The 19,550-nt window shown below is 74.1% G+C and carries 16 protein-coding genes; 8 read left to right on the top strand and 8 right to left on the bottom strand.

The annotated features are described in order from the left end of the window. Positions 1-83 precede the first annotated feature (83 nt). Genes AB0F03_RS03130 through AB0F03_RS03120 form a run of 3 tightly spaced genes read right to left on the bottom strand, consistent with a single transcriptional unit; the run spans position 84 to position 3,342 of the window. The gene (locus tag AB0F03_RS03130) at positions 84-1,154 is read right to left on the bottom strand and encodes a low specificity L-threonine aldolase (RefSeq protein ID WP_361985976.1); all 1,071 of its coding nucleotides are present in this window, start codon (positions 1,152-1,154) and stop codon (positions 84-86) included. Further along, positions 1,151-1,906: an SDR family oxidoreductase gene (locus tag AB0F03_RS03125; protein ID WP_361985974.1), complete on the bottom strand. Its 756-nt coding sequence runs from the start codon at positions 1,904-1,906 to the stop codon at positions 1,151-1,153. The genes AB0F03_RS03130 and AB0F03_RS03125 overlap by 4 nt, the downstream gene beginning before the upstream one ends. A 38-nt stretch (positions 1,907-1,944) precedes the next feature. Continuing rightward, positions 1,945-3,342 carry a DUF6421 family protein gene (locus AB0F03_RS03120; RefSeq protein ID WP_361985972.1) on the bottom strand — a complete coding sequence of 466 codons (1,398 nt, stop codon included), beginning with the start codon at positions 3,340-3,342 and terminating at the stop codon, positions 1,945-1,947. 413 nt (positions 3,343-3,755) lie between these two features. On the opposite strand from AB0F03_RS03120, the gene AB0F03_RS03115 reads away from it, so the two are divergent. Next, positions 3,756-4,439 carry a glycerophosphodiester phosphodiesterase family protein gene (locus tag AB0F03_RS03115; protein ID WP_361985970.1) on the top strand — a complete coding sequence of 228 codons (684 nt, stop codon included), beginning with the start codon at positions 3,756-3,758 and terminating at the stop codon, positions 4,437-4,439. Positions 4,440-4,466: 27 nt separating this feature from the next. Here the strand turns inward: AB0F03_RS03115 and AB0F03_RS03110 are convergent, their stop codons facing one another. After that, entirely contained in the window at positions 4,467-5,006 is a 540-nt protein-coding gene (locus tag AB0F03_RS03110; protein ID WP_361986690.1) for a GNAT family N-acetyltransferase, read from the bottom strand. Positions 5,007-5,078: 72 nt separating this feature from the next. Here AB0F03_RS03110 and AB0F03_RS03105 point away from each other — a divergent pair, with 72 nt between their 5' ends. Next, positions 5,079-5,471: a VOC family protein gene (locus AB0F03_RS03105; RefSeq protein ID WP_361985968.1), complete on the top strand. Its 393-nt coding sequence runs from the start codon at positions 5,079-5,081 to the stop codon at positions 5,469-5,471. A gap of 762 nt (positions 5,472-6,233) precedes the next feature. Here AB0F03_RS03105 and AB0F03_RS03100 read toward each other — a convergent pair. Together AB0F03_RS03100 and AB0F03_RS03095 are read right to left on the bottom strand one after the other, a co-directional pair. Beyond that, complete coding sequence (locus tag AB0F03_RS03100; RefSeq protein ID WP_361985966.1) at positions 6,234-6,833, bottom strand: MarR family transcriptional regulator; 600 nt, start codon at positions 6,831-6,833, stop codon at positions 6,234-6,236. Further along, positions 6,830-8,500 carry an FUSC family protein gene (locus tag AB0F03_RS03095; protein WP_361985964.1) on the bottom strand — a complete coding sequence of 557 codons (1,671 nt, stop codon included), beginning with the start codon at positions 8,498-8,500 and terminating at the stop codon, positions 6,830-6,832. Before AB0F03_RS03095 ends, AB0F03_RS03100 begins: the two co-directional genes overlap by 4 nt. Before the next feature lie 179 nt (positions 8,501-8,679). Here AB0F03_RS03095 and AB0F03_RS03090 point away from each other — a divergent pair, with 179 nt between their 5' ends. The 5 genes from AB0F03_RS03090 to AB0F03_RS03070 all read left to right on the top strand — a co-directional run bounded on the left by AB0F03_RS03090 (position 8,680) and on the right by AB0F03_RS03070 (position 13,237). After that, positions 8,680-9,231 (top strand): DUF5134 domain-containing protein, encoded by a 552-nt coding sequence (locus AB0F03_RS03090; RefSeq protein ID WP_361985962.1) that lies wholly within the window; start codon positions 8,680-8,682, stop codon positions 9,229-9,231. Positions 9,232-9,403: 172 nt separating this feature from the next. Then, positions 9,404-10,048 (top strand): phosphatase PAP2 family protein, encoded by a 645-nt coding sequence (locus AB0F03_RS03085; protein ID WP_361985960.1) that lies wholly within the window; start codon positions 9,404-9,406, stop codon positions 10,046-10,048. Between the two features lie 9 nt (positions 10,049-10,057). Beyond that, the gene (locus tag AB0F03_RS03080; RefSeq protein ID WP_361985959.1) at positions 10,058-10,747 is read left to right on the top strand and encodes an HAD-IA family hydrolase; all 690 of its coding nucleotides are present in this window, start codon (positions 10,058-10,060) and stop codon (positions 10,745-10,747) included. A 218-nt stretch (positions 10,748-10,965) separates the two neighbouring features. Next, entirely contained in the window at positions 10,966-11,634 is a 669-nt protein-coding gene (locus AB0F03_RS03075) for a helix-turn-helix domain-containing protein (protein WP_361985957.1), read from the top strand. A 271-nt stretch (positions 11,635-11,905) separates the two neighbouring features. Next, on the top strand, positions 11,906-13,237 hold the full coding sequence (locus AB0F03_RS03070; protein WP_361985955.1) for an FAD-dependent oxidoreductase: 1,332 nt from the start codon (positions 11,906-11,908) through the stop codon (positions 13,235-13,237). A gap of 29 nt (positions 13,238-13,266) precedes the next feature. Here the strand turns inward: AB0F03_RS03070 and AB0F03_RS03065 are convergent, their stop codons facing one another. Then, positions 13,267-13,623, bottom strand: coding sequence for a helix-turn-helix domain-containing protein (locus AB0F03_RS03065; RefSeq protein ID WP_361985953.1), 357 nt, complete (start codon positions 13,621-13,623; stop codon positions 13,267-13,269). A 131-nt stretch (positions 13,624-13,754) separates the two neighbouring features. Between AB0F03_RS03065 and AB0F03_RS03060 the strand changes: the two genes are divergently transcribed. After that, the gene (locus tag AB0F03_RS03060; protein WP_361985951.1) at positions 13,755-14,834 is read left to right on the top strand and encodes an NADH:flavin oxidoreductase/NADH oxidase; all 1,080 of its coding nucleotides are present in this window, start codon (positions 13,755-13,757) and stop codon (positions 14,832-14,834) included. Between the two features lie 373 nt (positions 14,835-15,207). Here AB0F03_RS03060 and AB0F03_RS03055 read toward each other — a convergent pair whose 3' ends face one another. Continuing rightward, the gene (locus AB0F03_RS03055) at positions 15,208-19,542 is read right to left on the bottom strand and encodes a cation-translocating P-type ATPase (RefSeq protein ID WP_361985949.1); all 4,335 of its coding nucleotides are present in this window, start codon (positions 19,540-19,542) and stop codon (positions 15,208-15,210) included. Positions 19,543-19,550 lie beyond the last annotated feature (8 nt).

Below are 19,550 nucleotides of genomic sequence, written 5' to 3'. Positions count from 1 at the left end.
AGGGTCAGCTGCAGAGCATAGAAATGCGGTCACCCGAACGTCAATGACGTTACAGGCGACCGCATATCTATGCAGCTTGTGGGTCAGCGCGCCATTTCCTCCTTGAGCGCCGCCACGAACATGTCGACGTCGTCCTCCGTGGTGTCGAAGGAGCACATCCAGCGCACCACCCCGGCGGCCTCGTCCCAGAAGTAGAACCGGAACCGGTTCTGGAGCCGCTCGCTCACGTCGTTCGGCAGCCGGGCGAAGACGCCGTTGGCCTGCACCGGGTGGAGGATCTCCACGCCGTGCACCGCGCGCACGCCCTCGGCGAGCCGCTGGGCCATCTCGTTGGCGTGCCGGGCGTTGCGCAGCCACAGGTCCTTGGCCAGCAGCGCCTCCAGCTGCACGGACACGAAGCGCATCTTGGAGGCCAGCTGCATGGACATCTTGCGCAGGTGCTTCATCTGTCGCACCGCGTCCTGGTTGAGGACCACGACGGCCTCGCCGAACAGCGCGCCGTTCTTCGTCCCGCCCAGGGAGAGGATGTCGACGCCGACCGCGTTGGTGAACGTCCGCATGGGCACGTCCAGGGAGGCGGCGGCGTTGGCTATCCGGGAGCCGTCCAGGTGCACCTTCATGCCGTGCGCGTGGGCGTACTCGCAGATCGCGCGGATCTCCTCGGGCGTGTACAGCGTGCCCAGCTCCGTGCTCTGGGTGATCGACACGACCTGCGGCATCGCGCGGTGCTCGTCCTCCCAGCCCCAGGCCTGCCGGGCGATCAGCTCGGGCGTGAGCTTGCCGTCGGGCGTGGGCACGGTGAGCAGCTTCAGGCCGCCCATGCGCTCGGGGGCACCGCCCTCGTCGACGTTGATGTGCGCGCTCTCGGCACAGATCACCGCGCCCCAGCGGTCGGTGACCGCCTGGAGCGCGACCACGTTCGCGCCGGTGCCGTTGAAGACCGGGAAGGCCTCCGCGGTCGACCCGAAGTGGCTGCGGATGATCCGCTGGAGGTTCTGGGTGTAGTCGTCCTCGCCGTACGCCACCTGGTGGCCGTGGTTGGCCAGGGCCAGGGCCGCCATCACCTCGGGGTGGGCTCCGGCGTAGTTGTCGCTGGCGAAACCGCGGACCTCCGGGTCGTGATGGCGACGCGCGTCGGTCCTGGGAGGGTTCACGGCTTCTCGGTCAGCCACAGACGGTTTCCGTTCACTTCGGCGGCGGACTTGCTCCAGACGCCCTCGATGGCCTCGGCCAGGTCCTTGACGTCCGTGAAGCCCGCGAACTTCGCGTTGGGGCGTTCGGCGCGCATCGCGTCGTGCACCAGCGCCTTCACCACCAGGATCGTAGCCGCGGACGTCGGCCCCTCGGCGCCCCCCGCCTTGCGGAAGTAGTCGCCCATGGCCAGCGTCCACGCCTCGGCGGCGGCCTTCGCCGCGGAATAGGCGGCGTTGCCCGCGGTGGGCCTGCTCGCGCCGGCGGCGCTGATCAGGACGTACCGGCCGCGGTCGCTGCGCTGCAACGCCTCGTGGAAGGCGAGGGAGGTGTGCTGCACCGTGCGGATCAGCAGCATCTCCAGGAAGTCCCAGTCGTCGAGACTGGTCTTCGTGAAGGTCTCGCTGCCGCGCCAGCCGCCGACCAGGTGCACGAGCCCGTCGACCCGGCCGAAGTCCTTCTCGATGTGGGTGGCCCAGTCGCGGGTGGACTGGAGGTCGAGCAGATCCACCGTGTCGCCGGTGACGGTGGCGCCGCCGGCGGCGTAGCGGGCCGCGTCCACCGCCTCGGACAGCCGCTCCGGGTCGTTGTCCGCGCCGATGACGGTCGCCCCGGCCTCCGCCAGCCGCAGCAGCGCCGCGCGCCCCGCTGGCCCGCCCGCGCCGGCCACCGCGATCACCGCACCGCTGAGTGTCCCGTTCGCCCCGTTCCTCATGGTCTTCCCCTCTGACGCAGTGTGCTGGACGCGGTCGCTCACGCGGCGAGCCGCTCGGCGCCGTCCGCCTTGATGCCCCGGGTCGAGGCGATGACATTCTTCAGCTTCTTGGACAGCGCCTCATAGAACATGCTCAGCGGAAACTCGTCCGGAAGCACGTCGTCCACGAGCTTGCGCGGCGGCTGGGTCAGGTCCAGGGCGTCCGGGCCCTTGGCCCACCGGGAGCCGGGGTGCGGGGCGAGGTAGGTGGAGACCAGCTCGTAGCCGGCGAACCAGTGCACCAGCTTCGGGCGGTCGATGCCGTCCTTGTAGAGCTTCTCGATCTCGGCGCAGAGCTGGTTGGTGACCTGCGGGGCGCGCTCCCAGTCGATCGAGAGCCGGTTGTCGGTCCAGCGGACGACGTCGTGCTTGTGCAGGTAGGCGAAGAGCAGCTGGCCGCCGAGTCCGTCGTAGTTGCGGACGCGGTCGCCGGTGACCGGGAAGCGGAACATGCGGTCGAAGAGCACCGCGTACTGCACGTCACGGGCCTGCGGGACGCCGTCCGCCTGGAGCTTCACGGCCTCCTTGAAGGCGGTGAGGTCGCAGCGCAGCTCCTCCAGGCCGTACATCCAGAACGGCTGGCGCTGCTTGATCATGAACGGGTCGAACGGCAGGTCCCCGTGGCTGTGGGTGCGGTCGTGGACCATGTCCCACAGGACGAAGGCCTCCTCGCAGCGCTTCTGGTCGTGGACCATCGCGGCGATGTCCTCGGGCAGGTCGAGGCCGAGGATGTCGACGGCGGCGTCGGTGACCCGGCGGAAGCGGGCGGCCTCGCGGTCGCAGAAGATGCCACCCCAGGAGAAACGTTCCGGCGCCTCGCGGACGGCGATGGTCTCCGGGAAGAGCACGGCGGAGTTCGTGTCGTAGCCCGAGGTGAAGTCCTCGAACGTGATGCCGCAGAAGAGCGGGTTGTCGTAGCGGGTGCGCTCCAGCTCGGCCAGCCACTCGGGCCAGACCATGCGCAGCACGACCGCCTCCAGATTGCGGTCCGGGTTGCCGTTCTGCGTGTACATCGGGAAGACGACCAGGTGCTGGAGGCCGTCCGCGCGGTCGGCGGCGGGGTTGAAGGCCAGCAGCGAGTCCAGGAAGTCCGGCACCCCGAAGCCGTCCTCGGCCCAGCGGCGCAGGTCCTGCACGAGGGCCTGGTGGTAGGCGGCGTCGTGCGGGAGCAGCGGGGAGAGCTGCTCGACCGCGGCGACGACACGCTCGACGGCCGCGACGGCGTCGTCCCGCCGCGGGGCGCCCTCGGCGCCGAGGTCTATGGATCCGTCCGTCGACTGCCATGGCCGGATCTGCTCCACGGCATTCTTGAGCACGGGCCACGCCGGGTGCTCAACCACCCTGATCAGCGAAGGAACCTGCTCCTCCGCACCGGCCTGCACAAGAATTTCCGTCATGTCCCATCCTCCACGGGAGAACCTCGCGTCGGAGACACCGTACGCATAGCCGGTTTCTCTCAGCAAGTGCTTGACCGGGAAATTATTCTGTCCGACGCCAGGATGACCGACATTTTTCCTGTCGCAAACCGTGACGGCGCTCACTTCCGCCGAGAGAGCGCGGTCGCCATGTCACCTCGATCCGGCCGGCGGGCCCCGTCAACGAGAGTGGGGACCCGCCCACGGGAGGGTGACGGCCCGGGCGGCCATCGGCCGTACGGTGCGCCGCCGATGCTCCCGCGCCCGGCGCACATGCGGGTTCATCGTGCGGCCCGGCCATTAGGCTGCGAGCCTGCCGCGTGGACGACGACGTCCGTACGGGGGCCGCCGGTCCGCGCGTCGCCGAGCCGCCGTCGACGGAAGCGAGTTGAACCTTGAACTTCCTTACCATCGGTCACCGCGGGGTCATGGGCGTCGAGCCCGAGAACACCCTCCGTTCCTTCGTCGCCGCGCAGCAGGCCGGCCTCGACCTGATCGAACTCGATCTGCACCTCAGCAAGGACGGCGCCCTGGTCGTCATGCACGACACGGACGTGGACCGTACGACGGACGGCTCCGGGCCGATCAGCGAGAAGACCCTGCCTGAACTGCGCGCCCTCGACGCGGGCCGTGGGGAGCGGGTGCCCGTGTTCGAAGAGGTCCTGGACGCGGTGCACACACCGTTGCAGGCCGAGATCAAGGACGTGACGGCGGCCCGGGCGCTGGCCGAGGTGATGCGCGCGCGGGATCTGACCGGGCGGGTGGAGGTGTCCTCGTTCCACGACGAGGCCGTCGCCGAGATCGCGCGGCTGGTGCCCGGGGTGCGGACCGCGCTGGTCGCGAGCCGCTACGGCCCCGACGTGGTGGACCGCGCCGTCGCCGTGGGGGCCGCGACCGTGTGCCTGAACATCCGGCGGCTCACCCTGGAGACCGTCGAGCACGCGCGCGCGTCCGGGCTGCGGATCATCGGCTGGGTGGTCAACTCCCAGCCCCAGCTGCGGCTGGTCCGCGCCCTGGAGCTGGACGGCGCGACCACCGACTACCCGGACATCAAGCGCACGGGCCGCTTCACCGCGTGACCCGGCGGCGGCCTTCCCGCGGGGGCGTCACACCAGCGGCTTGACCAGCACCTCGAACTCCAGGTCGTCGCGCTGCGGGATGCCGTAGCGCTCGTCGCCGTACGGGAACGGCTCGGTCTGTCCCGTACGGCGGTAGCCGCGGCGCTCGTACCAGGCGATCAGGTCGTCGCGGACGGAGATCACCGTCATCCGCATCTCGGTGACGGCCCAGGTCTCGCGGGCCAGCCGCTCCGCCTCCGCCATGACGGTCCTGCCGAGGCCCGAGCCCTGCTGGGCCGGGCTGACCGCGAACATCCCGAAGTAGGCGTGGTCGCCGCGGTGTTCCAGCTGGCAGCAGGCGACGACACCGCCGTCCCGCTCGACGACCAGCAGCCGGCTCTCGGGCGCCTTGATCACCTCCAGCACGCCCTCGGTGTCGGTCCGCTGTCCCTCCAGGATGTCCGCCTCGGTGGTCCACCCGGTCCGGCTGCTGTCTCCTCGGTACGCCGACTCGATCAGCGTGACCAGGGCGTCGACATCGGCGTCGGTGGCGTCACGGAAGGTGAGTGCTGTGGCGGGGGTGTCCATGGGGCGGTGGTCTCCGATCTCGGGCGTGGCTGAGCCAGGCATGAGGGTAACCCTGCCACTAGCCTCCCGTGCATGGTGCATGTACTCAGCAGCCGGACACTTCTCCGGCCCACCGACCCCGAACGCTCACGCGACTTCTACGGCGAGCAGCTGGGGCTGTCCGTCTACCGGGAGTTCGGTACCGGCCCCGAGCGCGGGACGGTCTACTTCCTCGGCGGCGGCTTCCTGGAGCTGTCCGGCCGCTCCGACGCCCCGCCGTCGCCCGCGGTGCGGCTGTGGTTGCAGGTCGAGGACGTGACGGCCGCGTGCGAGGAACTGCGGGCGCGGGGCGTGGAGATCGTACGTCCACCGGTGCGGGAGCCGTGGGGCCTGGTCGAGATGTGGATCACCGACCCGGACGGCACCCCGATCGTCCTGGTGGAGATCCCGTCCGACCACCCACTGCGCCACCGGGCGGGGATCTAGCCCTCTGCGAGGGGTGGGGGTGAGGCGGTGGGTGGAGGGCGGGGTGGAGTACCTGGGGGCGGAGGGGCGGGGTGAAGTCCCTGGGGGCGGAGGGGCGGGGTTGAGCACCTGGCCTGGGGGCGGAGGGCTGGTGCCGGAGGGGCCGGCGCCGGGGCTGAAAGGTTGGGGGCCGGTGCCGGGGCTGCGGGCGGAGGGCCGGGCGTGAAGCGGGAATGCCGGGGCTGGGGGCAGAGCCGGAGTGTCGGGGGGCCTGAGGCGCAGCCGGAATGCCGGGGGCCAGGGGCAGAGCCGGAGTGCCGGGGGCCGGGGCGGAGCCGGAATGCCGGGGGCCGGGGGCGGAGCCGGAATGCCGGGCGGGAATGGGCGGGGGCTGAAGGCTTGAACCCGGGCGGCGGGGCCGACCCGCGCTCCACCGTCGGCTCGGGCGGGAGCCGGGAACGCAAACCCAGGGCCGGAGGCCGGGGCCCGAAGCTCCGAAGCCCGAACCCCGAACCCCGGGGCCGATGGCTAGAGCCGGAGGCCGGGGCCCGACCAAGGGCCGGGGTCTGAGCCGGCGCTGATACCGGGTCCGGTCCGGGACCGGAGGCGGGGACCGGGACCGGAGGCGGGGGCCCTCCGAAGCCCGGGGCCAGAGCCGGGGCGGGAACCCGGGGCCGGAGCCGGTGTCGGGGTCAGAGCCGGGTGCGGGAACCCGGGATCGGAGCCGGGGGCGGGCCCGGAGCCGGGGGCGGAGGTGTCTGGCCTCCGCGTCCCGGTGGTGCGCTACGCGCGTAGCGCGTTCATCCGGCCCTCCAGGCGGCTGAGCAGCTCGGCGAGCAGGCCGGAGAGTCCGTCCTGGCCCTCCGGGTCGAGGACGGACAGGACGGCCGTCTCGTAGGCGAGTTGCTCGGGGAGGATGCCGTCGACCAGGTCGCGGCCGGCGTCGGTGAGGCGGACGTGGGCGACGCGGCGGTCCCGGGTGTCACCGCGCCGCTCCACCAGGCCGCGCTCGGTCAGCTGCTTGAGCCGCTTGGTGACGGCGGCCCCGGAGGAGAAGGTCTCCCGAGCCAGCTCCCCCGGGGTCAGCTCGTGCCCGGTGCGGCGCAGCGCGCCCAGCAGGTCGAACTCGGGACGGCTCAGCCCGGCCCGGCGCAGCGGCGCGTCCTCGGCCTGCTGGAGCAGGGCGGCGCAGCGGTTGATCCGGCCGATGACCTCCATGGGTCCCGTGTCCAGCTCGGGGTGGACGGCCCGCCACTGGCGGACGACGGCGGCGACGGTGTCGTTCCGCGCGGTGCCGGGGCCGGGGCCGGGGCCGGGGCCGGCACCTGCCCGGCCACCGGTCGCGTCGCTCGCGGGCGTCGCCGCGCCGTTCGTCGCCGTCATGGCCGTATGTCCTCCGTCGTCCTGCCCGGGTCCTGGTCCCGGTGCCGCGGCACGAGCCCCTGACGCCGTACCGTCGCCGCGAGCGTACGGTGTCCGGACCGCTCGGTGAGCACGACCCGGTCCTGGGGCAGGGCGCGCTGCCACCACTCGCCGGCCGCGGCGTCGGCCGTGGCGCGCAGGTCGACCAGGGCGGCGGCCAGACCGCGGCGGGCGGAGTCCAGGGCGTGCGGCGCCGGCTGTGGTCCGGCGAGCAGCCGGGCGGCGTTCTCGCGGGCGCGGTCCGCCGCGGTCAGCGCCTGTTCCAGGCGGTCGCCGGCGCGCCGGTTGGTGACGACGACGGCGGCGACGAAACCGGCCAGCGCGCCGACGAGGGTGTCCGCGACCCGCTCGGTGATCAGCTCGGTGGAGTCCTGGACGTGGGCGAACTCGGTGACGAGGAGGGCCATCGGGGTGACGCAGACGGTGCCCAGCCAGTAGTTGCGGCCGATCAGCGCCTCTGCGGCGCAGTTCAGCGCGAGGGCGCACAGCACCAGGGCGGCCGGGTGCAGATGGGCGAGCGGGGCGAGGGCGGCGAAGAGGAGGACACCGACGAGATTGCCGACGACGCGCTGGACGCCTCGGCTCCAGGTGAGGGTGACGTTGGCCTGGTACAGGGAGGCCGCGGTGACCAGCGCCCAGTACGGGCGCCCGACACCGAGGGCGAGGGAGGCGTAGCCGGCGAGGGCGCAGCCGGTCGCGGTACGGGCGGCGAGCGGCGCGAGGGGAGCGAGGCGGTGCCGGAGCGACGGGCGCGGGGAGGCCTGTTCGACCGTGACGCCGAGCAGCACGTCGGTGTGCTCGCGCGGTGCCGCGACGCGGGGGACACGGCCGGTGCCGCGCAGGTCACGGGCCCAGGCGCGCAGCCGGACGGGGTCGGCGTCGGCGGGCGCGGCGAGGGCGACCTCGGCGCGGGCGAGGAGTTGTTCGAGGGCGCGGCGGGTGCGGTCGGGGCGGGCGCCGGCGGCCAGCAGCGACTGCCAGGCGGCGTGGACGGCGGCGGCGCCGGCGGCGCGGGCCCGGGCGTGTCCGTCGCCGGTGCCTCGGGTGTCCGCGTACGCGGCGGCGGCCCGCAGGGCCTGGGCGGTGGCGCGGCGCTCGGGGCCGTGCGGGCGCAACAGCCCGGGCGCCATGCCGACGAGCCAGGCCCAGGCGCCCGCGGCGACGGCCAGTCCGAGGTGTCCGGGAAGCTGACCTGGGGTCTGCGGCGCGAACAGCGAGGCGGAGCTGATGAAGGTCAGCACCACGTTGCCGGGCGGTCCGACGCGGGTGGCGTCGCAGACGGCCTTCTGCGCCGCCGCGAGGACGGCGCCCACGGCCACCAGGACGACGGCGTGCGGTGTGAACGCCGCGGCGAGCAGGGCGACGGCCAGGCCGCCGATCATGCCGAGCACCACCCAGGCCAGGAGCCGGGCGCGGGCGGCGTAGGGGCGGTTGTGGCCGTAGAGCGCGCACAGCGATCCGGCCATGGTGTACATCGCGAGGTCGAGGCGGCCGAGCGCCAGCAGGATCAGGTTGGGCGGGGCGACCGCGACGGCCACGCTCAGCGCGGGCTTGAACCAGATGTCGGAGGGCCGCCCGAGACGGAGCACTCCGGCGAGGGGAAGACGGTGGGGGGTCGCGCTGCTCATCCCACTAACTTAACATGTGTTTTACCTGTAAAGCATTTATCCATACGGCGGCGGACCGGTCTCGCGATCACGGTGCGTGCTCCCCCGCATGCTCCCCGTGTACATCCTTGCGCTCGCGTGCGCTCCGTCCGCCATGGGCATCGCATCCCTCGACCGACCGTCGAGCGGGGAGGTGCGCGTTGCACGGACCGGTGTCGGCAGCCTGGCTGCTGGTCGCACTCTGCGGGGCGACCGGGTCCTACTGTCTGCTGCGGTTGCGCAGCGGTGTCGAGGAGCAGCGCCGGGCCGCCGGCGGCGAGGCGCTGATGGGCTTCGGCATGGCCGTGATGGCCGTACCGGCGGCGGTGTTCACGCCGCCGAGGTGGGCCTGGCCGGTGTACGCCGCCGTGTTCGGCGCGGCGGCGGTGCACGCGCTGTGGACCGCGCGTGGCGGGCCCCGCCATCTGCACCACCTGATGGGCAGCTCGGCGATGGTCTACATGGCGGTGACGATGGCCGGGACGCCGCCCGCCGTCCACCACGCGCACGGCGGCAGCGGCGTGCCGCTGGTGACCGGCGCGCTCCTGCTGTACTTCACCGGCTATGTACTGCTCGCCGGCGCGCGGCTGGTGCCCGCCACCGGCACGGCGGGCGCGGCCGGCCCGGCCCGCTGGGGCGACCGCCCGGAACTGGCCCGGGCCTGCCGGCTGTCGATGGGCATCGGCATGGTGACCATGCTGCTGACGATGTGAGCGCTGAGGCGAGCCCGCCTCCCGCGGGCCGGGGAGGCGGGGCCAGGGGGGCTTGGCCACGGCCCGTCCGTCGCCCAGGATCGTTGCTATGCACCCACGCCCCACCGCTCCCCCACCTCCCCCGCCCGCCCCTTCGCCCCGCCGGCCGGCGACGCTCCGCACGGCCGCCCGTGTGGCCGCCGTCCTCGGCGCCTGCTCCCTCGCGCTGCTGGTCCTGGTCGCCGTTCACTGGCAACCCTTGTTCACCGTGGACGGCGACATCTCCCGCACCACCCACCGCTGGGCGGTCTCCGTCCCCGGTGTCACGCATGTCTTCCGGGTGCTGACGGACTGGGTGTGGGATCCGCTGACCATGCGCCTGGCGTGCGCGGCGGTCGCGGTGTGGCTGGTGTGGCGGCGTGCGGCCTGGTGGACGGCTGTGTGGCTGGCGGCCACCTGCGCCGTGGCCGCGGTTGTGCAGCAGGTGGTGAAGGCCGCCGTCGGCCGGCCCCGCCCGGTCTGGCCGGATCCCGTCGACTCCGCGCACTACGCGGCCTTCCCCTCCGGTCACGCCCTGACCGCCACCGTGGTCTGCGGCCTGCTGCTGTGGCTGCTGCACCGCCACGGCCCGGGCCGCGCCCTGTGGCTCACGGCCGTGGCGGTGGCGCTGGTCTCGGTGACGGGCGTGGGTGTGACCCGGGTCTGGCTGGGTGTGCACTGGCCCTCGGACGTGCTGGGCGGCTGGCTGCTGGGGGCCCTGCTGGTGGCCGTGGCGGTGGCGGTCTACGAGCGGTCGTGGACCGGCCGGGCGGGGGTACCGCCGGACCGGCGTGGGTAGGTCGTGGGCATGACTGCCGTGCTGTTCGACTTCTCCGGGACGCTCTTCCGCGTCGAGTCCGCCGAGTCCTGGCTGCGGGCGGTACTGGCCGAGTCCGGCCGCGTTCTGCCCGGCCCGGAACTCGCGAGGACCGCACGGGCGCTGGAGGCGGCCGGTGCGCTGCCGGGCGGTGCGGCGCCGGTGGAGGTGCCGGCGGAGCTCGCGGATGTCTGGGCGGGGCGCGACAAGAACGCGGAGCTGCACCGGGCCGCCTACACGGGCCTGTCCCGGCGGGTGCCGCTGCCCGACCCGGGGCTGCACGACGCCCTGTACGAGCGGCACATGTCCACCGCCGCCTGGTCCCCGTACCCCGATGCCGCGCAGGTGCTGCGCACCCTGCGCGAGCGCGGGACCGCGATCGGTGTCGTCAGCAACATCGGCTGGGACCCGCGGCCGGTGTTCCGCGAGCACGGACTCGACGCGTATGTCGACGCGTACGTGCTGTCGTACGAGCACGGGGTGCAGAAGCCGGACCCGAGGCTGTTCTCGGTCGCCTGCGAGGCGCTCGGCGCCGATCCACGGCAGGTGCTGATGGTCGGCGACAACAAGGTGGCGGACGGCGGCGCGAGGGCGCTCGGCTGCCGCGTGCACTTCGTGGACCACCTGCCGGTGGCCCAGCGCCCCGACGCACTGCTCAGGGTGCTTGAGCTGGCAGGTTGAGCACGCTGTGGGCCGGTCCGCCGCCCGGCCCGGCAGGGGCCTCGCGGCGGGGTGCGGGCGCCGGCGGGGCTTCGGACCGAAGCCGCGCGCCGTCCGTCTGAGACGATCCCCCGCGTCGCCCCAGACGGACAGCCGCCCTGGGCAGGTCCCCAACTCACAGGGATGCCCGCTGCGTTGAGTATAGTTGGCTGGCAGCCAGTCAACGCAGGAGTTACAGGATGTCCCCGCGCAGCGCCTCGGTCAATGAAGAATTGCGGCGGCGTTCCCGGGAACGGCTGCTCCAGGCCGCCGTCGAACTGGTCGGCGAGCACGGCTTCGAGGCCACGACGCTGGGCGCCATCGCGGACCGGGCCGGTTCCGCGCGCGGACTGGTGTCGTACTACTTCCCCGGCAAGCGGCAATTGGTGCAGTCCGCGGTGCACCGGCTGATGCACCGCAGCCTGGAGGAGGCGCTGGAGCGGGAGCCGCGCACCGAGGACGGCCGGGAGCGGCTGGCCCGGACCATCGACGCGATCCTGGGCCTGGCCCGGGACCGGCCGGTGCTGATGCGCCAGCACATGGCGGGTCTGCTCCAGGGCGAGGGCTTCGTGCAGTGCCCGGAACAGCGCCGGCTGTCGGAGCTGCTCAGCGACACGGTCGCCCGGTACGGCTCGCCGGATGTCGCCGCTGGCTACCCGGTGCTGCGGTCCCTGCTGATGGGCGCGGTGTACGCGGCGCTGGTGCCGGGGGTCCCGATGCCGGTCCCGCTGCTGCGGGGCGAGCTGTTCCGGCGTTACGGGCTCGACTGGGAACTGGGGGTGCCCCCGGAGCGTGACCCGGGCACGGCGGCGCGGCAGCCGGACCTGTCCCGGTTCTTCGCCACGGAGGAGCGCCCGGGCAGCCCCTGACACGGCCCGGTGTCCCGTCCCGGCGCCGAGCGAAACAGCAGTGGCTGGAGGATCACGGCCACGAACACCGTCAATCCAGCTCGGGACCGGCTCCCGTCCGCGGTCCCGCGCTCGCCCCCCGCCCCCGGTCTGCCGCGTATCGGGACATCGGCATGCCTGCGCTTGCGAACGGGCCCGCGTCCGTGTCACCCCGCCGGCCCCTGCCGTCCCGCGCGGGGCGGTGCCATGCTGGAACTGTCCGCACACCCTCCTTCGGGCGAGGAGTACCGCCGTGCTGCGTGTCGCCGTCGTCGGTTCCGGGCCGAGCGGGTGCTACACCGCCCAGAACCTGGTCCAGCGTGACGCCGAGGTCCGGGTGGATGTCCTGGACCGGCTGCCGTGCCCCTACGGCCTGGTCCGCTACGGCGTCGCCCCCGACCACGAGAAGATCAAGTCACTTCAGGGCAGCCTGCGGACGGTCCTGGAGCACGAGCGCGTGCGCTTCCTCGGCGGGGTCCGGGTGGGCGGCCCCGACGGCCTGCCCGTGGAGCGGCTGAGGCAGCTCTACCACGCGGTGGTGTACTGCGTGGGCGCCGCGGCCGACCGCCGGCTGGGCATTCCCGGCGAGGACCTGCCGGGCAGCTGGTCGGCGACCGAGTTCGTGTCCTGGTACAGCGCCCATCCGGACGCGGCGGACGCGGGCTTCCTGCGCGGGGTGCGGTCGGCGGTGGTCATCGGGGTCGGCAACGTCGCGGTGGACGTCACCCGGATGCTGGTCCGGGGAGCCACCGAACTGCGTCCGACCGACATCCCGCAGGCTGCCCTGGACACGCTCACGGCGAGCGGGCTCCGTGAGGTGCACATGGTGGGCCGGCGCGGGCCCGCGCAGGCCCGTTTCACCACCAAGGAGCTGCGCGAGCTGGGCGGGCTCCCGGGCACCGAGGTGACCGTGGAGGAGGACGAGCTGGCGCTCGATCCGGCCGACCCCGGCAGCCTGCCCGCGGGTCAGCGCCGCAATGTGGAGGTGCTGCGGGACTGGGCCGCACGGCCCGCCGCGACGGCCGTCCGGCGCATCCGGCTGCGGTTCTTCCTGCGCCCGGTGGAACTGCTCGCGGAGGGCGGCGGTGTGGGTGCGGTCCGCTTCGAACGCACGGCGCCGGACGGCCGGGGCGGCGTGACGGGCACGGGCCGCTACGAGGAGGTGCCCGCGCAGTTGGTGCTGCGCTCGGTGGGCTATCGCGGCGTACCGCCCGACGGGCTGCCGTTCGACCCGGCGGGCGGCACGGTCCCGCACGAGGAGGGCCGCGTCCTGCGGAACGGCACGCCCTCTCCGGGCGAGTACGTCGCCGGGTGGATCAAGCGCGGCCCGACAGGTGTCATCGGCACCAACCGGCCCTGCGCCAAGGAGACGGTGGCCTCCCTGCTCGCGGACGCCCCCGCGCTCGGCCGTGCGGACGGACCGGATCCGGTCGAGGGGCTGCGGGCGGCCGGCATCGACCCGGTGCCCTGGACGGGGTGGCTGGCGATCGAGCGGGCCGAGGCCGAGCTGGGGGCGCGGCTGGGGCGGAGCGTGGTCAAGCTGTCCGACTGGGCGGCGCTGCTCGGGGCGGCGGGGGCCGCCTGAATCCCTCGCCCGGCTGAGCGGGACAGGGGTCAGGCGCCGACGCCGAGGCGGAGGGACTGCCGGTCGGCGGCGGACAGAAGGCTGTCGAGCAGCCCCGGGAAGAGGCTGTCCAGGTCGTCCCGGCGCAAGGCGTTCATCTTGGCGGTGCCCCGGTAGACCTGCCGGACGACCCCGCTCTCCCGCAGCACCCGGAAGTGGTGCGTGGTGGTGGACTTGGTCACCGGCAGGTCGAACTGCGAGCAGGTCAACTCCGCTTCCTTGTCGGCCAGTTCCCGCACGATCTGTAGCCGCATCGGGTCGGACAGCGCGTGCAGCACGGCCTCCAGCCGGATGTCCTCCCGTTCCGGGTGCGGCAGGTCGCGGCCGGTGGCGGCGGAGTCGGTCACGGCGGCTGCCCTTCGTCGCGGAGTGCGTTGGCTGCCACAACTGTACGAGAACCGTCGTAGTTTGACATCCATCGTAGTACGAGGGCTATCGTACGAGTCGACCAGCGGTCCCGTGACGAATGGAGTCCGTCGTGAGCACGCTCTTCCAGCCCCTCACCCTGCGCGAAACGACCATCCCGAACCGGGTGTGGATGACCCCCATGTGCCAGTACTCGGCCGCGTCGGAGGGCCCCCTCACCGGCGCCCCGAACGACTGGCACTTCGCGCACTACGGGGCGCGGGCGACCGGCGGCACCGGGCTGATCGTGACCGAGGCCACCGCGGTCTCGCCCGAGGGCCGGATCTCCCCGTACGACCTCGGCCTGTGGAACGACACCCAGGTGGAGGCCTTCCGGCGGATCACCCGTTTCCTCGTCGCGCAGGGCACCGTGCCGGGGGTCCAGCTCGCGCACGCCGGCCGCAAGGCCTCCACGGAGCGGACGTGGAAGGGCGGCGCGCCCATCGGTCCGGAGGCACACGGCTGGCAGCCGCTGGGCCCGAGCGCGGTGCCGTTCGACGAGCGCCACCCGGTCCCGACCGAGCTCACGGTCGAGCAGATCGGCGAGGTCGTCGGGCAGTTCGCCGACGCCGCGCGCCGGGCACACGCCGCGGGCTTCGAGGTCGTCGAGGTCCATGGCGCCCACGGCTATCTGATCAACCAGTTCCTGTCCCCGCACTCCAACCACCGCACCGACGCCTACGGCGGCTCCTACGAGAACCGCACCCGGTTCGCCCTGGAGGTCGTGGACGCCGTACGGGAGGTCTGGCCCGACGACAAGCCGGTGTTCTTCCGGATCTCCGCGACCGACTGGCTCCAGGACGGCGGCTGGACCGTCGAGGACACCGTCCGCTTCGCCCACGACCTGCACGCCCACGGCATCGACCTTATGGACGTCTCCACCGGGGGCAACGCCGCCGGTGTCACCATCCCGACCGGGCCGGGCTACCAGGTACCGTTCGCCGCCCGGGTCAAGGCCGAGACCCCGCTGCCGGTCAGCGCCGTGGGCCTGATCACCGAGGCCGGCCAGGCCCAGAAGATCGTGGCGAACGGCGAGGCCGACGCGGTGATGCTCGGCCGGGAGCTGCTGCGCAACCCGTCCTGGGCCCGGCAGACGGCACGCGAGCTGGGCGGCGAGGTCCGGGTGCCGGACCCGTACCACCGCTCGGTCTGACCCCGGCCGCCCCGTACCGGCCGACAGCCAGGTCCACCACGGCAGGGCCGGGCGCGGTTCCCCGGCCCGGCACCGACCCTGCCGGTCGAGCACAGGGTCGCGGGCGGCTTCCTCGTCCTCGGCCTCTTCCGCCGCGACCTCCAGGGGCCGCAGGGTCCGCTCGGCCCCTGCGGCCCCGCAGGCGGTGACCGGCGTGCCGGTTTCCGGCGGGCCGGTGCCGTCCGGTCGGGAGCCGGTCGGGGCGTGACCCGTGTGTTCAGGACGTGCTGCATGCGGTCGGGGACATGCTCCGTGCGGTCGGGGACATGGTCCGCCCGGTCGGGTTGCGAACCGTCAGGTCGGGATGTGCTCCGTGAGGTCCGGTTGCGATCCGTCAGGTCAGGATGTGCTCCATCAGGTCGGGATGCGATCCGTCAGAGGTCGGGAGCAGGCGGCCGATCGTCTCCTCCAGGCGGGGCAGGGTGCGCTGGCCCGCCAGCGCCAGCGCTATCGCGGCCACGACGCCGGCCCAGGCGACCGGCCCGAGCGGGGTGCAGCCGACGACGCGGCTGACGCCGGGGGTCTGGACCACGGCGACGAGCGCCAGCGCCGAGCCCAGCGAGGTGACCTGCACCAGGCGGCTGTCGCGCCGGTCGAGGAAGGTCTGCACGAGCTGGGTGCCGACGACCCCGCACAGCGCCATGGTGCTGGAGCGGCGGGCGGTGCCCGGGGTGAAGCGGCCGATCAGCCAGGCGGTGACCGCGCCGAGGCAGGTGGTCAGGGCCCGGTGCCGGATCTGCCGCAGCAGGGGCTCGCCCAGCACACCGGCCGCCTCCTCCACGTGGCCCAGGTCCGCCTCGCCCTCCTTCTCCGTCACCGCGACCGCCATCGACGGGAACAGGTCGGTGAACAGGTTCACCATGAGCATCTGCCGGGTGGACAGCGGGGCCCGCCCGGACAGCAGCGTGCCGATGATGCCGAACCCGACCTCTCCGGCGTTGCCGCCGATCAGGATGGCGATGGCGTCGGCCACGCTGTGCCACAGGGCGCGGCCCTCGCCGACCGCGTCGATCAGCACCGTCAGGTCGTCGTCGGTCAGCACGATGTCCGCGGCGTTGCGCGCGGCGGCCGAGCCCCGCGCGTTGATGCCGACGCCGATGTCGGCGGCGCGGATGGCCGCGGCGTCGTTGGCGCCGTCGCCGACCATGCCCACCACCCGGCCCGCGTCCCGCAGCGCCTCCACGACCTGGAGTTTCTGCTCGGGCGCCACCCGGGCCACCACGCCCGCGTCGCGCAGCATCCGGGCCCGGGCCGCACGGTCCGCCGCGGCCAGTTCGTCCCCGGTGACCACCACGGTGTCCTCCGGCCAGCCCAGGTCGGCGGCGATGGACCGCGCGGTCTGCGGATGGTCGCCGGTGAGCATGACGGGACGTACCCCGGCCCCGTTGAGGCCGCTCACCAGCGCCGTGGAGGTCTCGCGCGGTACGTCGGAGAGCGCCAGCAGGCCCGTGAACTCCAGCCCATCCAGCGCCCGTTCGAGCGCGTCCGACTCCTGCTCGCCCGCGCCGAGCCGCCGTTCGGCCACCGCCAGGACCCGCAGGCCGCTCCCGGCCAGCGCGTGCGCCGAGTCGGCGGCGTGCTCCGGGAGGCCGGCGCAGGCGGGCAGCACGGTCTCCGGGGCGCCCTTGACCACGAGCACGGGCGGCCCGTCGCCGCTGCGGCCCACGGCGGCGGCGTAACCGCGCGCGGCCTCGAACGGCAGGTCGGCGAGCTGGGTCCAGTCCGGGTCCGGGCCCGCGGCGGCGAGGACGGCCTCGTCTGTGGCGTGCACCGGCCGGTCGGAGCCGCCGTTCAGCCGGGGGCAGGCCCGCGCGGCGGCCCGTACGGTGCCCTCGGACCCGGCGTCGTCCACGCCGTGGACCGTGCCGTCGGCGTCGCAGGTCCGCACCAGACGCAGCCGGTTCTCGGTGAGTGTGCCGGTCTTGTCGAAGCAGATGGTGTCCATGCGGCCCAGCGCCTCCAGCGTGCGCGGGGTGCGGACCAGTACACCGCCGCGGCTCAGCCGCCGGGCGGCCGCGAGCTGGGCGACGGTCGCCACCAGGGGCAGCCCTTCGGGTACGGCCGCCACGGCCACCGCGACCCCGCCGCTGACCGCCTCGCGGATCGGGGTGCCGCGCAGCAGCGCCAGGCCGGTCACCGCGGCGCCGCCCGCCAGGGTCAGCGGCAGTGCCTTGCGGGTCAGTTCCTGGAGCCTGGCCTGGACGCCCGCGGCCGGGGGCGTACGGGACGCGAGGTGGACGGCGCGGGCGGCCTCGGTGCGCTCACCGGTGTCGACGACGACGGCCCGGGCCTGTCCCGCGGCCACGGTCGTCCCCTCGAAGACCATGCAGCTGCGGTCGGCGACGGGGGCGTGCGGGGTGGGGTCCGTCTGCTTCTCCACCGGCAGCGACTCGCCGGTCAGGGCCGACTCGTCCACTTCCAGGCCGTCCTGCCACAGCAGCCGGGCGTCGGCGGGAACCACGTCGTCCGCCTTCAGTTGGATCACGTCGCCGGGCCGGAGCCGGCCCGCCTCCACGGTGCGGGTGCCGCCCGCCGGGGCCTCGCTCTCCGGCGGCACCAGCCGTGCCTTCTGTTTCTGGTCCGCGACCAGTCCGGAGAGCGCGCGCTCGGCGCGCAGCCGCTGGATGCCGCCGACCAGGGCGTTCAGGTCGAGGGCGCCGAGGACGAGCAGCGCGTCCGCGACGGAGCCGAGGATCGCCGACGCCGCCGAACCGACCGCCAGTACGGGGGTGAGCGGGTCCTGGAGTTCGCCGCGGACGGCGCGGCCGAGCTGGTAGGTCCAGCGGGCGGGGGCGGCGGCCGGGTGCCGGGTGACGCGTCGGGTCGCCTTGCGCACCCGGGTGGTCAGCTCCTCGAAGGGGCCCGGCTCGGCTTCCGGTTCGTGCGCCAGCCGTTCCCGGGCCTGGTCGGGGTCCAGCTCGTGCCAGTGCACGCGGGGGCGCGGGTGCGGGGCGCCGGCCCCCGCCACGGTGAGCGCGGCGCGTACCCCGGAGAACAGGGCCGACGCGGCGCCGGCGTCGACGGGCGCGTGCCGGAGTCCGGGCAGGAGGGAACGGCGTCCGCGTCCGCCGCCGGACTCGCCGACGGCCACGAGCAGCCCGGACAGCGCGGCACCCGAACGGGCCAGCGTCTGGGCGCGATGGCCGACCGCGCGGGCGGCCGGGATCGCGGTCAGCACCCGCCATACGTCCGGCAGGCCGTGCAGGGCCAGGATGTCCGCGCCCCACACCACGGCTCCGTCCCGGTCCGTCATGGCGACCGCGATGTCGGCGGCGCGCAGCGCGGCCAGGACGTCGTGCCGGGCCGCCTCGCGGACCCGGGCGACCACCAGCACGGCACCCCCGTCGCCGCGCGCCTCGTACACGACGTCGTCCAGTGGGCGGCGGGCGTCGACGACCTGGTCCGCGAGTCCGGTGAAGTCCTCCAGCGCGGGGTCGTCCACGACCACCACCCGCAGACCCGCCCGGCGGGCCGCGTCGAGCACCGGCTCGGTCCACGGGTCGGCCTCGCCCTTCTCGGTGCACAGCGCGCCGGAATGCAGGACGACCGTGCCGGCCATCTCCAGCTGACGCAGCCGGGCCGGGTCGCGGACCAGGACGCCGGTACGGGCCAGCGCGGCGCTGAGTACGGCGTGGAAGGCGGCGGGACCGTAGCGGGCGGCCTTCGGCGAGCCGGAGAGCACGGCCTCCGCCGTCTCCGCGCCGTCGTGCTTGACGAGCAGGGTCGCCGCCGCGCCCAGCAGACTGCCCGCGGAGGCGTGGGAGGCGTACTCCTGGGCCGGGGACTCGCGCAGCGGCGGGCGTGGCGGGCCCTCCGGGGCGAGGCTGATCCGCTCGGGTGCGCACAGTTCGTCGTGCACCGCGTCGAAGGCGGCCGAACGGGCCACCGTCTCGGCCACCTGGCAGGCCCGCAGAACACCGTCGAGCACCAGGGAGGTGGGGGTCTGCCCGGCGCCGTGCACGGCGGCGTTCGCACAGGCCAGCACGAGGTCCATCCGGGAGTCGCCGAGCCGGGCGCGCAGCCAGGCGCGGAAGCGCGGGTTCTCCCGCAGCAGCGTCACCAGCGCCGTCACCATCCGGGGTGAGGGCGGCAGCCGCAGCGCGTACGCGGCGAGGGCGACGCCGATGCCCGCGCCGTCGGCCGCGAGCGTGGCCGCCGCGGCGCGCACACCGGCCGGGTCGGCCGGATGCGTGGTCTCGTCCTCGTCCTCGCCCGCCAGGACGAGGCCGTGCTGTCCGGCCAGTTCGGCCGCGTACTCCATGACGCGATCTACGGCCTCCTCCTCGGCGGCGTTCACGACCAGGCGGGCCAGCCCCTGGTCCCAGTAGGCGACGAGTACGTCGGGGTGTTCCGCCAGCGCCGCGGCCATCCGGCGCGCGAGATGTCCCGTGCCACCGGCGCGGCGCGTCTCCTCGCGTGCGAGGGGGCGCAGCGCCAGGTGGGCGCGGGCGCCGGACCGCCAGTGATCGCCGGCGCCGGGCAGCGCGTTGCGGGCCACCCGTACGACCCGTGCGGCGGCGTCCGCGCCGCGCACGCCCGCGCGTGCCGTTCCGGCGGCGGCACCGGCGGCCATCCCGGCCGCCGGTGCCGCCGCCCGTGCGAGCAGACGTGGTGCCGCCGGGATCAGACGGGCGGCGGCCGAGGGTGCCGTCAGCAGGCCGAGGACCATGACCCTCC

The sequence above is a fragment of the Streptomyces sp. NPDC028722 genome (assembly GCF_040637655.1).
Taxonomy (GTDB): domain Bacteria; phylum Actinomycetota; class Actinomycetes; order Streptomycetales; family Streptomycetaceae; genus Streptomyces.
This window is presented reverse-complemented; position numbering and strand designations above follow the sequence as displayed.